The organism is Cellulomonas hominis, assembly GCF_005239125.1.
In the GTDB taxonomy this organism is placed as follows: Bacteria; Actinomycetota; Actinomycetes; order Actinomycetales; family Cellulomonadaceae; genus Cellulomonas; species Cellulomonas hominis_A.
In genome coordinates, this window is sequence record NZ_SZYE01000068.1 from 1 (window position 1) to 18,162 (window position 18,162).

The 18,162-nt window shown below is 75.3% G+C and carries 13 protein-coding genes; 4 read left to right on the forward strand and 9 right to left on the reverse strand.

Annotation, left to right across the window (positions count from 1 at the left end):
- Positions 1–114: 114 nt before the first annotated feature.
- The 5 genes from FA014_RS10000 to FA014_RS10020 all read right to left on the reverse strand — a co-directional run bounded on the left by FA014_RS10000 (position 115) and on the right by FA014_RS10020 (position 6,220).
- Positions 115–1,260: a glycosyltransferase family 4 protein gene (locus FA014_RS10000; protein WP_154729541.1), complete on the reverse strand. Its 1,146-nt coding sequence runs from the start codon at positions 1,258–1,260 to the stop codon at positions 115–117.
- A complete protein-coding gene (locus tag FA014_RS10005; protein WP_154729542.1) occupies positions 1,257–2,507 on the reverse strand; it encodes a lipopolysaccharide biosynthesis protein in 1,251 nt (416 codons plus the stop codon). The genes FA014_RS10000 and FA014_RS10005 overlap by 4 nt, the downstream gene beginning before the upstream one ends.
- Positions 2,504–3,643, reverse strand: a complete 1,140-nt coding sequence (locus tag FA014_RS10010; RefSeq protein ID WP_154729543.1) for a glycosyltransferase family 4 protein — start codon at positions 3,641–3,643, stop codon at positions 2,504–2,506. The genes FA014_RS10005 and FA014_RS10010 overlap by 4 nt, the downstream gene beginning before the upstream one ends.
- The gene (locus FA014_RS10015) at positions 3,640–4,947 is read right to left on the reverse strand and encodes a glycosyltransferase family 2 protein (RefSeq protein ID WP_230323028.1); all 1,308 of its coding nucleotides are present in this window, start codon (positions 4,945–4,947) and stop codon (positions 3,640–3,642) included. The genes FA014_RS10010 and FA014_RS10015 overlap by 4 nt, the downstream gene beginning before the upstream one ends.
- 121 nt (positions 4,948–5,068) lie before the next feature.
- A complete protein-coding gene (locus tag FA014_RS10020; RefSeq protein ID WP_154729544.1) occupies positions 5,069–6,220 on the reverse strand; it encodes a glycosyltransferase in 1,152 nt (383 codons plus the stop codon).
- 93 nt (positions 6,221–6,313) lie between these two features.
- Here FA014_RS10020 and FA014_RS10025 point away from each other — a divergent pair, with 93 nt between their 5' ends.
- Positions 6,314–7,975: a DUF2142 domain-containing protein gene (locus FA014_RS10025; protein ID WP_154729545.1), complete on the forward strand. Its 1,662-nt coding sequence runs from the start codon at positions 6,314–6,316 to the stop codon at positions 7,973–7,975.
- Positions 7,976–8,000: 25 nt separating this feature from the next.
- On the opposite strand, the gene FA014_RS10030 is transcribed toward FA014_RS10025, so the two are convergent.
- Positions 8,001–9,086 carry a glycosyltransferase family 4 protein gene (locus FA014_RS10030; RefSeq protein WP_230323029.1) on the reverse strand — a complete coding sequence of 362 codons (1,086 nt, stop codon included), beginning with the start codon at positions 9,084–9,086 and terminating at the stop codon, positions 8,001–8,003.
- A 23-nt stretch (positions 9,087–9,109) separates the two neighbouring features.
- On the opposite strand from FA014_RS10030, the gene FA014_RS10035 reads away from it, so the two are divergent.
- Positions 9,110–10,081: a glycosyltransferase family 2 protein gene (locus FA014_RS10035; RefSeq protein WP_154729546.1), complete on the forward strand. Its 972-nt coding sequence runs from the start codon at positions 9,110–9,112 to the stop codon at positions 10,079–10,081.
- Positions 10,082–10,166: 85 nt separating this feature from the next.
- Positions 10,167–12,533: a glycosyltransferase gene (locus FA014_RS10040; protein WP_230323030.1), complete on the forward strand. Its 2,367-nt coding sequence runs from the start codon at positions 10,167–10,169 to the stop codon at positions 12,531–12,533.
- Positions 12,534–12,601: 68 nt separating this feature from the next.
- Here the strand turns inward: FA014_RS10040 and FA014_RS10045 are convergent, their stop codons facing one another.
- The 3 genes from FA014_RS10045 to FA014_RS10055 are packed head-to-tail and all read right to left on the reverse strand — an operon-like array spanning position 12,602 to position 17,095.
- On the reverse strand, positions 12,602–15,124 hold the full coding sequence (locus tag FA014_RS10045; protein ID WP_154729548.1) for a glycosyltransferase: 2,523 nt from the start codon (positions 15,122–15,124) through the stop codon (positions 12,602–12,604).
- Positions 15,125–15,132: 8 nt separating this feature from the next.
- Entirely contained in the window at positions 15,133–16,104 is a 972-nt protein-coding gene (locus FA014_RS10050) for a GDP-mannose 4,6-dehydratase (protein WP_154729549.1), read from the reverse strand.
- A gap of 4 nt (positions 16,105–16,108) precedes the next feature.
- Positions 16,109–17,095: a GDP-mannose 4,6-dehydratase gene (locus FA014_RS10055; protein ID WP_154729550.1), complete on the reverse strand. Its 987-nt coding sequence runs from the start codon at positions 17,093–17,095 to the stop codon at positions 16,109–16,111.
- Between the two features lie 116 nt (positions 17,096–17,211).
- On the opposite strand from FA014_RS10055, the gene FA014_RS10060 reads away from it, so the two are divergent.
- The coding region (locus FA014_RS10060) for an FkbM family methyltransferase (protein WP_154729551.1) at positions 17,212–18,162 on the forward strand (951 nt) is incomplete at its 3' end.

An 18,162-nucleotide genomic window follows, 5' to 3' on the forward strand; every position in this document is an offset into this window, starting at 1 on the left:
CCGCGAGCCGCACGTCGAGCCGGGCCAGCGCGGGCAGCAGGTCGTCGACGTACCGGCCGACGCCGCCGCGGTCGGCGGGGATGGCGGTGGCGTCCACCAGGACGCGGGTGGGGGTCACCGCGGGCCGTCCAGGGCGTCCTCGACGGCGGCGACCAGCTGCCGGGCGCTGCGGTCCCAGGTCCACGCGCGGGCGGCGTCCGCGGCGCGAGCCGTGCGCGCCGCGCGGGCCGGGTCGTCCTGCGGGGCCGCCAGCGCCGCGGTGATCGCCGCGGCGAAGGCCCCGGGGTCGCCGGGGTCCGCGTAGTCGACCAGGTCCTGCCCGATGGTCCGGAACGGCGGGATGTCGGAGGCGATCGCGGGCACCCCGCACGCCATCGCCTCCAGCAGCGGCAGCCCGAAGCCCTCGTAGCGGCTCGGGAACACGAACAGCCGCGCCCCCCGGTACACGGACGGCAGGTCGGCGTCCGGGACGTAGCCGGTGAACCGCACACCGGCCACCACGTCGGCGGGCACGTCCGCGGGCACGTCGCCCGGGCCCCAGCCCTGCTTGCCGACGACGACCAGCGGGTGCCCGGCCCGGACGGCCGGGTCGAGCAGCGCGTACGCGCGCAGCAGGGTCACCAGGTTCTTGCGCGGCTCCAGCGTGCCGACGGCGAGCACGTAGCCGTCGGGCAGCTCGGGCGCGGCCCCGCCCGGCGCGGGGGCCGGGGCCAGGAACGTCGGGTCCAGCGCGCAGTCGACCACGTGCACGGGCGGGTGCCCGGGGAACTCCTCGCCGACCCGGGCGGCGGTGAACGGCGAGATCGCGGCCACCGCGGCCGACCCCCGCACCGTGCGCGGCACGTGCCGGCGCAGGTAGCCGAGGTTCCGGGCCTCCACGACCTCGGGCAGGTCGACGTAGGTGAGGTCGTAGACCACGCTGACCGCCGGCACCCCGGGCAGGTGCGGGAACGCGACGTAGTTGGTCGCCAGGTGCACGTCGAACCGGGGCAGCAGCCGGCCCACGGGGACGCGCGCCAGGTAGGAGAACACCGCCTGGTAGGCCCGGCGCGGGGCCGGGAGCAGCACGACCTCGACGTTCGGCAGGTCCGGCACCAGCGAGGGCCGCCCGGCGTCGTCCCGGAAGCCGATGACGACGAACCGCCAGTCCGGCCGGGCCTCGGCGGTCGCCCGCAGCAGGTTCGCCGTGTAGCGGCCGATGCCGTCCACCCGCCGGAAGAGCGGGGTGCCGTCGACGCCGACGACCAGGGTCGGGCTCATGCCGGGTCCTCCTCGGTGGTCGTGGTGAGCTGACGGTCCCACGCGCGCAGGTGGTGCAGCGCGGGGGCGGTGAGGATGCCGGTCGCGACGACCTCGCTCAGGCAGAGGCCGATGGCGGCGCCGACCGGCCCGATCGCCCAGCACAGCGCGGCGATCAGCGGGACGCCGACGACGGCCGACGTCACGGTGGACACGAACACCACCCGCACGGCACCGACGGGGATCAGGACGTGCCGGGTCATCGAGATGCGGGTGGACACCAGCAGGAACGTCGCGCCGAGCCAGAAGCAGACCGCGCGGGACGCGGCCACGTCGGCCCCGAACATCACGCCCGAGAACCACGGCCCGACGGCGGTGAGGAAGGCCCACCCGACCACGCCCAGCAGGACGTGCGCGGACAGCGCGACCCGCAGGCGGCGGCCCCGCTCCGCCAGGCCGCCCTCGACGGTCCAGGACTGGAACGCGTTGCCCAGGGTGATCGGGACGTACTGGCCGAACTTGTACAGCTTGTCGGCCGAGGCGAACGCGCTGGCGTCCGCGACCGGCGACAGCGCGCTCACCACGGGGACGGGCACCGTCGCGTACGCGCCGCCCGCGGTGTCGATCGCCGCGACGGCGCGGTCCCGCCACAGCAGCCGCCGCAGGTCCCGCACGCCGACGTGCGCCGGGCCGCCCTGCCGCAGCACGCCGCGGCTGAACAGCACGATGCCGGTGACGGACACGGTCAGCGCGAGCAGCGGGTAGATGACCAGCTGGCCGGTGAGCACGATCAGCCCGGCGGAGACGGCCGCGGCGACGACCCGGGGCACCGCCTCGTAGACGGCGATCGACCGCGGGTCGCCGGTGCCCACCGCGTACCAGGCGAACGACAGGCCGACGACGCCGCCGGACAGCCCCATGAGGACCGTCGGCAGCGCGTACCCGTCGGCCGCGAGCAGCACGCACAGCACCACGACGACCGGCACGGCCAGCAGGGCCAGCGCGCCGCGGACCAGCAGGCTCTCCCGGTACAGCCGGGCGCGCGCGACCGGGTCGGGGTCGAGCGCGACCCGCGGCGGGCCGGCGGTGTTCCAGCCGTAGGCGACGACGATGGCCGCGAACGTGCCGATCGACTCGCCGGTCGCCACGCTCGCCCACCCGGACTGCCCCGCGGCGCGGCCGAGCACCGGCAGCACCAGCAGCGGCGTGATCATCGAGATCATCGGCAGACCGGCGAACCCGGCCAGCCGCCGCCACAGCGAGCTCACCGGCGCGCCGCCGCCACGTCCTCGAGGGTGCGGCGCACCGCGTCGGCCGTCAGCTCCGCCGACCGGTCCCAGGTGAACTGCGCGGACCGCGCGAGCCCCGCCCGCCGCAGCCGGTCGCGCTCGGCCGGGTCGGCGAGCAGCGCCTCGATCCCCGCCGCCATCGCGGCCGGGTCGGTCGGGCTCGCGTACCGGGCGGCGTCGCCGCCGACCTCCCGCAGCGCGCCGATGTCGGCGACCAGCACCGGGGTGCCGCGCTTCATCGCGTCGATCACCGGCAGGCCGAAGCCCTCGGCGAGCGACGGGCACGCGTACAGGGTCGCCGACTGGTACAGCGCCTCGAGCTGGTCGGCGGTCACCCAGCCGAGCAGCACGACGTCCGACCCCAGGCCCAGCTCCGCGACGAGCGGCGCGAGCGGGTCGTCGCCGTGGCTGCCGGTGACGACCAGCCGCGGCCGCCGCTCCGCCGGGATCAGCGCGAGCGCGCGGAGCAGCCCGTCGTAGTTCTTGTGCGGCATCCGGTTGCCGGTGGACAGCACGGTCGGCCGGCCGTCGGCGAGGCCCAGCCCGGCCATCTCCGCAGCCACGTCGACGCCGGGGCGCGGGTCGGCGGAGCCGTGCGGGACGACGGTGATCCGGGACGCCGGGACGCCGAGCACCCGGGTGATCGCGTCCCGCGCGTCCTCGCTGCCGGTGAGCAGCCGGGTGGCGGAGCGTGCCGCACGGCCGATGATGCCGGAGGTCACCGCCTGGGTGACCCGGCTGACCTCGGGGTTCGGGAAGTCCCACGCGATGACGTCGTGCACCGTGACCAGCGTCGGCGTCCGGCGGGCGCGGGGGCCGAAGTTGGCCGGGCACCACATCAGGTCCGCGCCACCGCGGGCGGCGAGCCGGTCGACGACGAACGTCTCCGCGGCCGCCCAGACCGGGCGGTTGTCGCCGGACAGCCGCAGGGTGTGCAGCGGGCCGGGGAACCACCGCTCGACGGCCTCGCGGCCCAGCGTGTTCGTGAGGCCGACGAGCTCGACCTCGGGCAGCAGCGCGGCCATCCGGGGCAGCAGCTGGCGGGCGTAGGTCTCGGTGCCGCCGCGCTTGCCCGTCAGGTACAGCAGGTCGACCGCGACGCGGGTGTCGCTCACGGCCGCGCGGCCGGCTCGGTCGGGGCCGGGACGGCGACGGCGTCCCCGTCGGCGTCCGGGGCCGCGACGGTGCCCGGCGCGACCAGCACGGCCTCGTCCGCCGGGTCGGCCTGCGGCGCGACCGGGTTGGAGCCCGCCCGGGTCGGGATCGACAGGATCCCGACGAACATGCTCGACATCATCGTCTGGAAGCCGATCATCAGGCCCAGCGCCGCCGGCACCGCAACACGGACCGCCTGGCGCGCGTCCAGGCCGCCGAAGCCGACGTCCCGCCAGCGGATCACCTGGACCACCGCGACGACCAGGCCCAGAAGGAAGATCCCCAGGCCGGTGAGCAGGCCGCGCTCCAGGGTGAGCTTGTCCGAGATCGCCCGGAACCGCGGGCCGGCGGGCAGGAAGCCCTCGTGCTCCGCGTACGTCTTGGTGAGCAGCGCGAACAGCACGGCCTGGAAGCCGACCACCGACGCCGCCGCGGCGTAGATCATCGTCGACACGTCGAACCCGACCGACCCGATCTCGACCGGGCCGAACAGCAGCACCAGGCTGGCGAGCAGACCGACGCCCAGCAGCACGACGCCGGGGTACAGGAACAGCCACTTGGGCGAGAAGATGAGCAGGAACCGCAGGTGGCGCCAGCCGTCGTGCCAGGAGCGCAGGTGCGGCGGGCGGGAGCGCCCGTCCTTGCTCAGCGTGGTGGGGACCTCGACGATGCGCAGGCGCTGCAGGCAGGCCTTGACCACCATCTCGGAGGCGAACTCCATGCCGGCGGTGCGCAGCCCGAGGCCCAGGATCGCCTCGCGGTCGAACCCGCGCAGGCCGCAGTGGAAGTCGCGCACGCCCGGCTTGAAGAACAGGGCGCCGATGCCCGACAGCACGGGGTTGCCGAGGTACCGGTGCAGCGGCGGCATGGCGCCGGGCGCGATACCGCCCCGGAACCGGTTGCCCATGACGAGCTGGTAGCCCTCGCGGAGCTTCGCGACGAACGGGTCGAGCGCGGAGAAGTCGTACGAGTCGTCCGCGTCGCCCATGATGACGTAGCGCCCGCGGGCGGCCGCGATGCCGCCGATCAGCGCGCTGCCGTAGCCCTTCTCCGGGATCGGCACGACCCGCGCGCCGAGTCCCTCCGCGATCGCCTGGGAGCCGTCCGTGCTCCCGTTGTCGGCGATCAGGACCTCGCCGGCGACACCGGAGCGCTCGAGGTAGCCGAGCGCCTTGCGGATGCAGACCTCGATGGTCTCCGCCTCGTTGAGGCACGGCATGAGGATGGTGAGCTCGAGGCCAGGCGGCGTCGAAGGGGTAGCCATGGGTCGTCCGTCCGGGGGGTTGTCAGGGCCGCGACACTCTACCAACGCGAGGGTGGCCGCCGGGGCCCGTTCGTCCCGGCAGCGCCGCCCGGGCGCGCCGCGCCCGCGATCCCGGTGCCGGTCACAGGCGCGCGAGCGCCGCGAGGATCCCGAGCGCCGCGCGCTCCGCGGTCTTCTCGGTCGCCGCCGCCTCGTACCAGGCGCGCGCGGACCGGCGCAGCGGCTCCGCCGCCTCGACGGCCCGGACGACCGCCGCGCCGAGCACCGCGGGCTCGGTGGACGCCGCCACGTACCCGTTCACGCCGTCCTCGACGAGCTCCACGGAGGCGTTGTCCTCGGCGTCGACCAGCACCACGGGGGTGCCCACGGCGCACGCCTCCACGACCACGAGCCCGTACCCCTCGCGCCGCGACGGGTTGACGAGCACCGCGGCCTCGCGCAGCCGCGCGTCGAGCTCGTCCTCGGACACGAAGCCGGGCAGGTCCACGGCGTCGTGCAGGCCGAGCCGGTCGACCTCGCGGCGGACGGCCGCCCGCTGCGGGCCCTCGCCGAGCACGACGGCGCGCAGACCCGGCACCCGCTCGCGCGCCCAGGCCAGCGCGGCGGGGATCGCCTCCACCCGCTTGTCGGCGATGTGCCGCCCGACGTACAGCAGCGTGGGCGGCAGGTCGGCGGCGCGCGGCCCCGGGGCGTCGAGCACGGTGCCCGCGATCAGGCCCGGGCTGACCACCGGGTCACGGCGCGCACCCTCGGCCGCCAGCCGGCGGCCGTTCATCCGGGAGTGGCACGACACCAGGGGGCTGATCCGCACGGCCACCCGCTGGAGCGTCGCCGCCACCCGCCCCGTGACCGGCCCCGAGTAGGCGAGCCACTGGTCCGGCCGCCACACCTCGAGGAAGTCGGAGCAGATCCGGGTCCGGGTGCCCAGCAGCGCCAGCCGGGCGGCGAGCACGTTGAGCACCGGCAGCGCGCTCACCACGAGCGCGTCGTAGGACCGGCGGTGGGTCACCAGGTGCCGGAACAGCCCCGCGGCGAACCGCAGGGCGCCGGCCGGGCGGCGCCCTCCGGCGTCGTCGTACAGCTCGATCTCCCCGCTCACCGCGACGACGTCGACGCCCGCACGGGCGGGCGGCGCGCCGGTCCACTGCCGGCGGGTCAGGTAGGTGACGTCGTGCCCGGCGCGGGCCCAGGCGTCGGCGAACTGCCCGTACTGGCGCTCGCCCCCGCCCGTGGTCAGCGGGAACAGGCAGTCGTAGGCCACGGCGATGCGCACCGGCCGAGCCTACCGACCGCGCCCGGTGCGGTGCGCGGGTCGGTAGGCTCGCTGCCGCGTGACCCGCGACCCCCCACCGACCGAGGACCGAGGATGACCCTGCCGCAGCCCGAGCGCGCCGATGACGGCGCGCGCACCACGCTCGACCCGGCAGGACCCGGGGGCGACGGCGCGCCCGGCAGGACCCCGCCGTCGCCGCGGAAGGTCTACTGGCTCGCGTTCGCCGTGCTCATGGTGCTGACCTCGGCGTGGTCCCTCGCGTCGCCGCTGGCGGCCGGCCCGGACGAGAACGCGCACATGGTGAAGTCGGCGGCGGTCGTCCGCGGCGACCTGCACGGCGACATCCTGGCCGCGAGCCCCGGCTCGGGCGTCGTCACCGTCCCGACGATCTACGGGATGATGATGGGCTACCCGACCTGCTTCGTCTTCCGCGGCGACGTGCCGGCGGACTGCCAGCCCGACCTGCCGGCCGGCCAGGCGGCCGAGGCGCCGACGCAGGCCGAGACGTGGGTCATCCGGAACAACCCGCTGTACTACGCGATCACCGGCCTGCCCACGCTGCTCCCCGCCGGGGAGTACACGCTCTACCTGATGCGGCTGGTCAGCGCCGCGCTGTGCTCGGCGGTGCTGGCGTGGGCGTTCCGCTCGCTCGCCGAGATCACCCGCCGGCCGCTGGTGATCGCCGGGCTGGTCACCGCGGTGACGCCGATGGTGGTGTTCCTCAACAGCACGGTGAACCCCTCGGCGCTCGAGATCAGCGCCGCGCTCGCCCTGTGGGTCGCGATGCTCGCGCTCGTGCGCGCCCCCGACCCCGCGCGGCTGGTCCCGCGGGCCGCGGGCATCGCGGTGCTCGCCGTGCTGCTGGGCAACGCGCGCGGCACCTCCCCGCTGTACGTCGCGGTGATCGCGGTCGCGGTCGCGGTGCTCGTGGGGCCGTGGCGGAACTTCGCGACCGCGATGCTCGACCGGCGCACCTGGCCGTGGCTCGGTGTGGTCGTGGTCGGCAACCTCGCGTCGCTGTGGTGGAGCATGAACGCCGGCACCCTGGAGGCCGGCGGCGCCGACCACCCCGAGCTCGGCTTCCTGTCGACCGCCAACCGGACGTTCTTCGACACCGGCGACTTCCTCATCGCGAGCATCGGGCGGTTCGGCTGGACGGACACCCACCTGCCGATGCTCGCGTACCTGGTGTACGCCGCCCTGGCCGGCTTCCCCATCCTGCTCGCGCTCTGCGTCGGCGACCGCCGCACCCGCGTCGCCATGCTCGGAGTGCTCGGCGTCGCCGTGCTGCTGCCCGTGCTGGTGCACGCCTGGCAGGCGCGGAACGTCGGCTACATCTGGACCGCGCGCTACTCGATGCCGCTGTTCGTCGGGGTCTCGGTGACCGCCGGGTTCCTGTGCCGGGACCTGCTGCGGCCGCTGCCGCGCTGGGTCGGCGACCGCATCGCCGGGTCGGTCGCGGTGCTCGCGTCGATCGGCATGGTGATCGCGTTCCTCACCAACCTGCGCCGGTACGTCGTCGGCGACGGCGGGTCGTGGCGCCAGATCTTCTCCGGCGAGTGGCAGCCGCCCGTGCCGGGCCTGGTGCTGACCCTGCTGGTGCTCGCCGCGCTCGGCGCCGGCGTGTGGCTGCTCGACCGCCTGGTGCGGTCGCCCGAGCCCGCGGAGCCCACGGTGCCCGAGGACGCGCTGCCGCCCGCGACGCCGAGCGTGCTGTTCGGCGACCGGAGCACGCCGCCGACGCCGGCGCGCTGACCCGGCGGCGGGGGCCGTCCGGCTGCTAGGCCACCGCCGCGTACGCGGCGGCGTGCCCGGCGGCGGACGCCGCCCAGGTCCTCCCGGCCGCGATCCGCCGCGCGGCCGCCGCACGCGCCGCCGGGTCCTCCGTCACGACCGTCGTGAGCGCGGCAGCGAGCGCGTCGGGGTCGGTCGGGTCCGCGAGCACGGCGGCGTCCCCGGTGAACTCGGCCATCGACGACCCCGCCGACGTCACCACGGGCACGCCGTGCGCCATCGCCTCCAGCACCGGCATGCCGAAGCCCTCCCACAGCGAGGGGAACGCGAAGGCGGTCGCCCCCGCGTACGCCGCGTGCAGGTCCGCCTCGGAGAGCCGGCCCAGCAGGTGCACGGCACCGGCGGGCAGCGCGGCGAGGGCCCGGTCCACCGTCCGGGCGGCGTCGCCCCAGCCGGCGGGCCCGACCAGCACCAGGTCGGGGAAGCCGGGCGTCGCGGCGGCCGCGCGGGCGTACGCCTCGACCAGGCCGGGCAGGTTCTTGCGGGGCTCGAGCGTGCCGCACCACAGCACGTACGGGCGGTGCACGCCGTGCCGGTCGCGCCACCCCGCACGGTCGGCGTCCGTGACGGGCAGAGCCCGAACGCCGTGCGGCACCACGTCGACCCGGCAGGCCTCGATGCCCGCCGCCACGCAGTCGTCCCGGGTGGCCGCCGACGGCACCACCACCCGCGCCGCCTCGTCCCGGGTGATCTCCAGCGCCCGGCGGAAGAACTGGTTCCCGCGCGGCGTGAAGTGCCCGGGGTCCCGGAGGAACGCGAGGTCGTGCACCGTCACCACGAGCGGGGCCCGGTGCCCGGGGACGGCCCAGGTCGTCGCGTGCACGACTGCCGCGTCCCCGCGCGGGTCCGCGCGCGGGCGGCGCAGCCGCGACCACGCCTCGTAGAGCGCCGGCCGGGGCAGGGGCGCGTGCGCGACCGGGATGCCGAGGCCGGCGTCGCCGTCGCCGCGGGCCGCGACGCCGCGGGGGCGGACGCCGGCGCCGGGCAGCGCCGCGACCAGCTCCCGGATGTACGAGCCCGAGCCACCGGGCACGGGCTGCCAGAGCTGCTCCACGGTCAGGGCGACGTCCACGGCCGCGAGCCTAGACTGCGCGGGTGCCCGCCCCCGCGTCCGTCCGTGCCGTCGTCGTCACCTGGAACGGCGCGCACCTGCTGCCCGACTGCCTGGACTCGCTGCTCGCCCAGACGGTCGGCGACGACCTGGAGGTGCTGGTCGTCGACAACGCCTCGACCGACGGCACCACCGAGCTGCTCGCGGAGCGGTACCCGTCGGTGCGCGTGGTCCGCGCGCCGCGCAACCTCGGGTTCGCGGGCGGGGTCGCCCTGGGCACCCGGGACTTCGCCGGCGAGTGGTACGTGCTGCTGAACAACGACGCCACCTTCGCCCCCGACGCGGTGGAGCGGCTGCGCGCCGTCGCGACCGCCCCGGGCGCCGCGGACGTGGCCGCCGTCACGGCGCGCATCCTGCTCGCGGAGCCCGACGGCGGGGCGCCGCGCCGGGTCAACTCGACCGGCAACGTCGTCACCCGCGCCGGCACCGGGACCGACCGCGACTACCTCGCACCGATCGGGTCCGAGTCCACGGACCCGGACGTGTTCGGGTTCTGCGGGGGCGCCGCGCTGCTCCGGCGCGCCGCCCTCGACGCCGTCGGCGGGTTCGACGGCGACCTGTTCCTCTACTACGAGGACACCGACGTGTCCTGGCGGCTGCGCGCCGCGGGGCACCGCGTGGTCTACGCGGCCGACGCCGTCGCGGTGCACCGGCACGCCGCCTCGTCCGGCACCGACTCGCCGCTGTTCCGGTACCACAACACCCGCAACTCGCTCACGGTCTTCACCCGGCACGCCCCGGTAGCGGTCGTGGCCGGGTCGGCGGCCCGCCAGCTGGCGGGCCTGCTGCGCGCCGCCGCCCGCTCCGGGCCGCGTGACGCGCTCGTCCGCGCACGGTCGCGCGGCCTGCGGGACTGGGCCCTCCGGCTGCCCCGCACCGTGGCGGAGCGGCGCCGCACGTGGGCGGGCGCCGCGGTACCCCGGGCCGAGGTCGCGCGCTACCTGGGCGGACACTGAGCGCCGCGCGCGCCGCGCGCCCCACCCAGTTGGTCCCGGTAGGCTCAGCCCCCGGTTGTCGACCACGGGGAAGGCGTCTCACTTGGTGCAGTTCTGCAGCATCGCGGCCGGGGTCGACCCGGCCGCCGTGCGTCTCACGATCGGCGACGCCCTGCGGCTGCACCCCGGCACGCACGCGGTGGTCCTCGACGTGGACGGCGGGTGCGCCGGCTGGGACGAGGCCGAGGTCCTCACCCCGGCCGAGCTGGGCGTCCCCGAGCGCGTGCTGCACGCCGCGGGCCTGCTCGCCGACCCGGACGAGCTGCGCTCCTGGCTGCTCCCCCGGCTGCTCGCGCACGTGGCCCGGCGCGACGTCGTCGCCGTGCACGTGTCCGCGGGCGTGCGCGTGCTCGCTCCCCTGACCCCCCTGGTCGACGCCGCCCGGGACCGCGGGATGGCCCTCGTCGCCCGGCGCGACACCCTGCCACCGCACGACCGGTTGAGCCCGTCGTCCGAGGACCTCGTGGAGGCCGGCCCGTACCGCGAGTCGCTCGTCGCGGCGACGTCCGCCGCCCTCCCGCGCCTGGACCGGTGGGCCGCCGAGGCGGACCTCGGCCGCCCGCGCGCGTGGCAGGCGCTCGCCGCCGTCTCGGACGTCGCCGTGCTGCCCGCGGCGACGCTGCTGTCCCGGTGGACGCTCGACCCGGGCACCGAGGTCCGCGCGGAGGGCGACGCCGTCACGGCCGACGGCGTCCCCGTCCTCGCCGTCGACCTCGCCGCGTTCGACCCCGGGCGCCCGTGGCTGCTCGCCACCGCGGGGGCGGACACCGCCCGCGCGCGCCTGACCGACCACCCCGTCGTCCGCGCGGTGACCGACCGGCACGCCGCGGAGCTGGGCGCCGCCGGCGGCGGGCGGGTCCCGCCCTCGCCCTACGAGCGCACGGCCGACGGGCTGACGGTCGACGCGGCGATGCGCCGGGCGTACGGCGACGCGGTGCTCGGTGAGCCCGAGAACGTCACCGTCCTGCCCGACCCGTACGACGCCGCGGACCCGGGCGCGTTCACCGGCTGGCTCGACGAGGTCGTGACCGACGGCGTGCCGCTGACCCGGTACCTGGTGGCCCTGTACGAGGACCGGCCCGACCTGCGGCGCGAGTTCCCGCGGGTGCCGGGCGCGGACTCGGGGCGGTTCGTCGACTGGCTGGACCTGCACGCCCGGCACGAGAACGACTACGCGGTCCCGCTGCTCGAGTCGGGGTCCCGCACCGCGCGTGCCGTCGCCACGTCCTCCCGCCACGGACGCCGGCCGCACGGGCTCAACGTCGCGGGCTACCTGCACGGCGAGCTCGGCATCGGCGAGTCCGCGCGCCTCATGCTGCAGGCCCTGTCGACCACGTCGGTGCCGTACTCGACCCTCTCGGTGGGCCGCCACCTGCAGTCGCGCCAGGCCACCGGGCTCGGCCGGCTCGCGGGCGAGGCCGAGCGGTTCGACCTCACCCTGCTGTGCGTCAACGCCGACCAGACGGGTGCCGCGCTCGCCGCGGAGCCCGACCTCGCCGCCTCCGCGTACCGGATCGGCATGTGGTACTGGGAGGTCGAGGACTTCCCCGCGACCATGCACGGCGGCTTCGGCCACGTCGACGAGGTGTGGGTGGCCTCCGACTTCGTCCGGGAGGCGATCGCCCGGCACACCGCGCTGCCGGTCGTCACGGTGCCCCCGCCGCTGCCGCAGGCCGCCGCGCCCACCACGCTGACCCGCGGCGACCTCGGGCTGCCCGAGGACCGGCCGGTGGTGCTGTTCTCGTTCGACTACCTCAGCACCGCCGAGCGCAAGAACCCGCTCGGCGCGGTCGAGGCGTTCCGGCGCGCGTTCGCCCCGGACGAGGGGCCCGTGCTCGTCATCAAGTCGATCAACTCCGACAAGCGCGTGGGCGACGCCGAGCGGCTGCGGCTGCGCGTCGCCGGCGAGCCGGACGTGATCCTGATGGACGAGTACCTGAGCGCGGCCGCGCGGGACGCGCTGGTCCAGCACTGCGACGCGTACCTGTCCCTGCACCGCTCCGAGGGCCTCGGCCTGACCATCGCCGAGGCCATGGCCTACGGCAAGCCGGTCGTCGCCACGGGGTACAGCGGCAACCTCCAGTTCATGACGGCCGAGAACTCCTTCCTCGTGCCGTGGACCGCCACGACCGTGCCCGAGCACTGCGAGCCGTACCCGGTGGGCACCCGGTGGGCCGATCCCGACCTCGACGCCGCCGCCGCGGCGCTGCGCACGGTCGTCGACGACCCGGCGCTCGCCACCGCGCGCGGTCAGCGCGCCGCGTACGACATCCGGGAGCACCACTCGCCGGCCGTCGCCGGGGAGCGCATCGCGGCCCGCCTGACGGAGATCCGGGCCGAGCTGCCCCGGCTGGTGTGGCGCTCGCGCGTCCGCCGCGCCCGGTCGCTGGCCACCCGCGCCCTGCGCCGCTGACCCCGCGCCCGCCGGACGCGCGAGGGCGGCGCCTCCCCCGCCGGGGTGGCGCCGCCCTCGCGCGTGCCTCAGTCCTCGGTCGCCGTCTCCGGGCCGCCGCCCAGCACGCGCCGCACCCGGCCGGTCGCGCGCCGCACGACCTCCCGGGGCCCCCCGGCCGACAGGTACTGCTTCGCCAGCAGGAGGTCGTCCCGCACGGTCGGCCGCCTGCGCTGGAACGCCCGCGCGGTCGTGCTCGGGGTGCCCAGCGCCTGCGCCAGGTCGGTCGCCCGCCGCGGCGTGCGGCAGAAGTCGACCAGCGGCTTGAGCGCGGTGCTCCAGGTGTACCGGGTCGCGAACTGCCGCACGTTCGTCCGCGCCACCTCGGCGGCGTCGGCGTCGTACAGCATCTCCTCGAGCGCGGCGGCCAGCGCCTCGACGTCGCGCTCCGGGACGACCCGGCCCAGGCCGTGGTCCCGGATGAGCTCGCCGAACGTGTCCCCGCCGGTCGCCACGATCGGCAGCGACGCCCAGAGGTAGTCGAGGATGCGGGTCCGGAAGGAGTACGCGGTCTCGATGTGCAGGAAGTGCGTCGAGACGCCGACGTCCGCGTCCATCAGGTAGTCGGCGCGCTCGGCGTACGGCACCCACCCGTGGTTGAAGAACACGTGCTTGCCCGTGAGGCCCAGCTGCTCCGCGAGCTGCTGCGTCTCCCAGGCCATCTTCATGTCCGGCACGCCGGGGTTCGGGTGCTTGAGACCCATGAAGTACAGCCGGATGTCGGGGTGCGCGTCGCGCAGCCGGTCGACGGCGCGCAGCAGGGTCAGCGGGTCGAACCAGTTGTAGACGCCGCCGCCCCAGATGATCACCTTGTCGTCCGGGCCGATGCCGTCGACCTGGCCGCGGATGGCGGAACGGCGCTGCACGGGCGGCTCGTCCGGGATGCCGAACGGGACCACGCTGATCAGCGCGTCGAGGCTGGCGTCCTCGTCGTAGACCGCCGGGTTGATCCGGCCCTGCCCGGCGAGCTGCCCGAGCCAGAAGTCGCGCTGCTTGTCGGACGCGCAGAGCAGGTAGTCGGCGCGGCGGAGCTGCTCGTTGAGCGCGCGGGTGGTCTCCCGGACCGCGAGGGCGCGACCGCCGGGGCCCAGGTCACGGGCCTGCTCGAGCTGCTCCAGGTGCATCGGGTCGTAGACGTCCGCGACGATGATCTTGCTGCTCTTCTTGAGCCAGGGCGCCGCCTCGAGCAGGAACCCCTGGAACACGATCACGTCGGCCCACTCCGAGGCCTCCTGGAGGCTGCGCCCGGAGACGTGGCCGACCTCGAACGTGTCCGAGGTGACCTGGCAGCCGCCCGTCGAGACGAGGCGCACGTCGTGCTCGGGGGCGAGCGCGCGGGCGATCTCCCACGCCCGGATCGCCGGGCCGGCCATGCGCTCGAGCAGGGGCTCGCCGGTGACGACGAGGACCCGCTGCCGGGAGACGAAGTGCTCCGCGATGCCGAAGGCCTCCACGAGCGACGTGTGCGCCGCCAGGTAGGACGGGAAGCCGTACGCGGGCTCGATCGCGTGCCGGAACAGCGGGAACAGGTCCCGGTCGCTGCGACGGCGGCGGCCCTGGATCTCCGCGCGGCTCGCCATCAGCGTCGGCAGGTTGTCCGTGAAGTAGTCGATCGCGTACGGCCCGGTGAGGGCCATCTTCTGCACCTCGACCGTGCCGACGTCGTCGTTGCCGGGCGAGCGCTGCAGGTCGAGGACCGTCGCGTCGGTGTCGGTCCGCGCGAGCGAGCGCCGGACGGCCAGCGCCATCGCGGCGGGCAGCGCCTTGGCCAGCGACTCGTCGTCGAAGTTCTTGTACATCGACAGCAGGGCGTTGCGCTCGAGCAGGTAGCTCTCGCGGTAGTTCCCGAACTTCTTCATGGTCACGTGGTGCTTGTGGTACGCGACCGAGGTCGGCACGTACCGCACGCGGTAGCCCAGGAGGTTGAGCCGCCAGCCGAGGTCGACGTCCTCGTAGAACATGAAGAACCGCTCGTCGAACCCGCCGACGTCGCGGAACACGGCGGCGGGCATCACCGTCGCGGCACCGGTCGCGAACAGCACGTCCTTCGGCACGTCGAACTCCGGGGAGTCCGCCCGTCCCACCTCGCGCTTGTAGCCCATGCCGAACCAGGTCAGGGAGCCGTCGACGTAGTCGATCGCCTGGCCGTCCCAGTCGAGCACCTTGCTCGCGACCGCCCCGATCCACGGGTCCTCGGCGAGCGCGGCGACGGCGGCGGACACCCACTGCGGGTGCGGGCGCGCGTCGTTGTTGAGGAACGCGACGTACTCGCCGGTGGCGTGGTCGACGCCGAGGTTGCACCCCCCCGCGAAGCCGGTGTTGGACCCGGCCTCGACCACCGTGGCCCCGGGCACGGCGGCGCGGATCCGCTCCGCGCTGCCGTCCCCGGAGTCGTTGTCGACCACGATCAGCTCGAGCTGGTCGGCCGGCCAGTCCATCTCGGCCAGGTGCCCCAGGCACGTGATGGTGTCGTCGGCCCCGCGGTAGTTCACGAGGATCACCGACACGACGCCCGGACGGACCACGGGCTCGCCCCCTGCGAAACGCTTCATGCTCTCGATCAGCCCTCTACCAGCTCCAGGTCGTGGTCGACCATGCGCGCCACGACCTCCTCGAACTCCACCGTGCGTCGCCAGCCGAGCTCGCGCTCGGCCTTGGACGGGTCTCCGACCAGCGTGGACGCGTCGGCCGGGCGGACGAACCGCGGGTCGACGGTCACGTGCCGCTCCCAGTCGTCGCCGACTCCGGCGCGGCGCAGCGCGGCCTCCGCGAAGTCGCGCACCGAGTGCGTGCGCCCGGTCGCGACCACGAAGTCGTCCGGCACGTCGTGCCGGAGCGCGCGCAGCATCGCGTCGACGTAGTCGGGCGCCCAGCCCCAGTCGCGGCGGGCGTCCAGGTTGCCGAGCGCGATGACGCCCTCGCCCGTCCGCCCGATCGCGGCCGCGGCGGCCGTGATCTTGCGGGTGACGAAGGTGGTCGGCCGCAGCGGCGACTCGTGGTTGAACAGGATGGCCGTGGCGGCGTGCAGCCCCCGGCCGCGGTAGACCGCGGTCTGGTGGTGCGCGAAGGCCTTGGCCGCCCCGTACGGGTTCACCGGCCGGATCGCCGTGCGCTCGTCCTGCGGCTCCACCTCGGGCTGGCCGAAGATCTCCGCGCTCGACGCCTGCAGGAAGCGCACCGGCCGGCCGGTCGCCTCCTGCACGCCGTACGCGGCCTCGAGCAGCGCCGTGACCGCCAGGCCGCTGAGCCGCGCGGTCAGCACCGGCTCGGCCCAGGAGACCGCGACCGAGCTGATGCCCGCGAGGTTCACGACCTCGTCCGGCGCGACCTCGGCGACCAGCCCCGCGAGGTGGTCCAGGTCGCCGAGGTCGCCGGTGTGCAGCACCACGCCGGGGTGCCGCTGCGCGAGCGCGGCCACGCCGTCGTCACCGGCCCGGACGAGCCCGTGCACCTGCGCGCCGTCGGCCAGCAGCCGGTCGACCAGGTACGTGCCGTCCTGCCCGGTGATCCCGGTGACGAACGTCGTGGTCACCGGCTCACCGCCCGTTGAGGGCGCGCTGCTCCGCCAGGTCGTTCTCCACCATCATGCCGACGAGCTGGGCGAAGCCGACCTGCGGCTCCCAGCCGAGCACGTCCTTGGCCTTGGCCGGGTCGCCGATGAGCAGGTCGACCTCCGCCGGGCGCATGAACGCCGGGTCCTGCTTGACGTAGGGGGCCCAGTCGGTGATGCCGACGTGCGCGAACGCCGCGTCGAGCAGCTCGCCGATCGAGTGGGTCTCGCCCGTCGCGACGACGTAGTCGTCGGCCTCGTCCTGCTGCAGCATCCGCCACATCGCCTCGACGTAGTCGCCCGCGAAGCCCCAGTCGCGCTTGGCGTCGAGGTTGCCCAGCGTCACGTGGTCCTGCAGGCCCAGCGAGATGCGCGCGACGGCCTGCGACACCTTGCGGGTGACGAACTCCGGGCCGCGGCGGGGCGACTCGTGGTTGAACAGGATGCCGGAGGACGCGTGCATCCCGTAGGACTCGCGGTAGTTGATCGTCATGTAGTGGCCGAACACCTTGGCCACGCCGTACGGCGAGCGGGGCCACAGCAGCGTCGACTCGCGCTGCGGCACCTCCTGCACCTTGCCGAACATCTCGGAGGACGACGCCTGGTAGAACCGCACCTTGCTCGCGTCGTCGCCGGCGTACAGCCGCACGGCCTCGAGGATGTTGAGCACGCCCTTGCCGGTCACGTCGCTCGTCAGCTGCGCGTTCTCCCACGAGTACGCGACGAACGAGATGGCGCCGAGGTTGTAGACCTCGTCGGGCTGCGAGGTGTTGAGCGCGCGGATCAGGCTCGACATGTCGGTCAGGTCGCCCGTGAGGAGCTGCACGCCGGGCACGGTGCGCCGCACCAGCTCGAGCTTCGGGTTGTTCTGGCCGCGGATCAGGCCGTAGACCTCGTAGCCCTTCGAGAGCAGGAGCTCGCTCAGGTAGAGGCCGTCCTGGCCGGTGATGCCGGTGATGAGTGCGCGGGGCATGGCTCTCGGATTCCTGTCGACGGTCGGGTGGCGGTGCACGAGCATATCGGGCCGTCCCCGACCGCGCGGACCCCGGGGCCCCGGATGCGCGCAGGCCGGTCACCTAGGATGCCCGGGTGACTGCGCAGACCTTCGTGTCGTACGGCCAGAACCGCGAGGACGTCGTGCTCCGGCGCGCGCTGCGGGACGTGGCGACCGGCTCCTACGTGGACGTCGGCGCCAACGACCCGCGGCTCTACTCGCTCACCCGCGGCTTCTACGACCAGGGCTGGAGCGGGATCACCGTCGAGCCGGTGCCGGCGTTCGCCGAGGCGCACCGCCGCGAGCGCCCGCGCGACACGCTCGTCGAGGCGGCGGTCACCGACCAGGACATCGACAGCATCACGCTGCACGTGATCGGCGACACCGGGCTGTCGACGCTCGTCGACGACGTGAGCGAGCGCCACGCCCGCGACGGCTGGGAGAGCCGCGACGTCGAGGTGCCGGCGAAGTCGCTCGACCGCGTCCTCGAGGAGGCCGGCTGGGAGGGCCGCGACATCCACTTCGTGTCGGTCGACGTCGAGGGGGCCGAGCCGGAGGTGCTGCGGTCGTTCGACCTGCGCCGGTGGCGGCCGTGGATCCTCGTGGTGGAGTCCACCGCCCCGCGCAGCACCGAGCAGACGCACCACCGGTGGGAGCCGGCGGTGGTCGAGGCCGGCTGGGTGCCGTGCCTGTTCGACGGGCTGTCCCGCTACTACGCCTCGCCCGACCACCCCGAGCTCGTCGAGCTGCTGTCGTACCCGGCGTGCCCGCTGGACGAGTTCGACACGGACGCCGACCGGCAGCGGCGCGAGACGATCGAGCGCCAGCAGCGCGAGCTGGCGGAGCGGGACGAGCGCCTGGACCGCGCGACCGCCGAGACGGTGCGCTGGCGCACCGCGGCCCTGACCCGCTGGGCCGTGGGCGCGGGGGCGGCCCCCGACCGCGCGGCGCACGAGGCGGCGCGCGCGGCGCACCTCGAGTCGGAGCTGGCCGCGACCCGGGCCACCCTGTCCTGGCGCGTCACGGCGCGCAGCGGCGCCGTGACG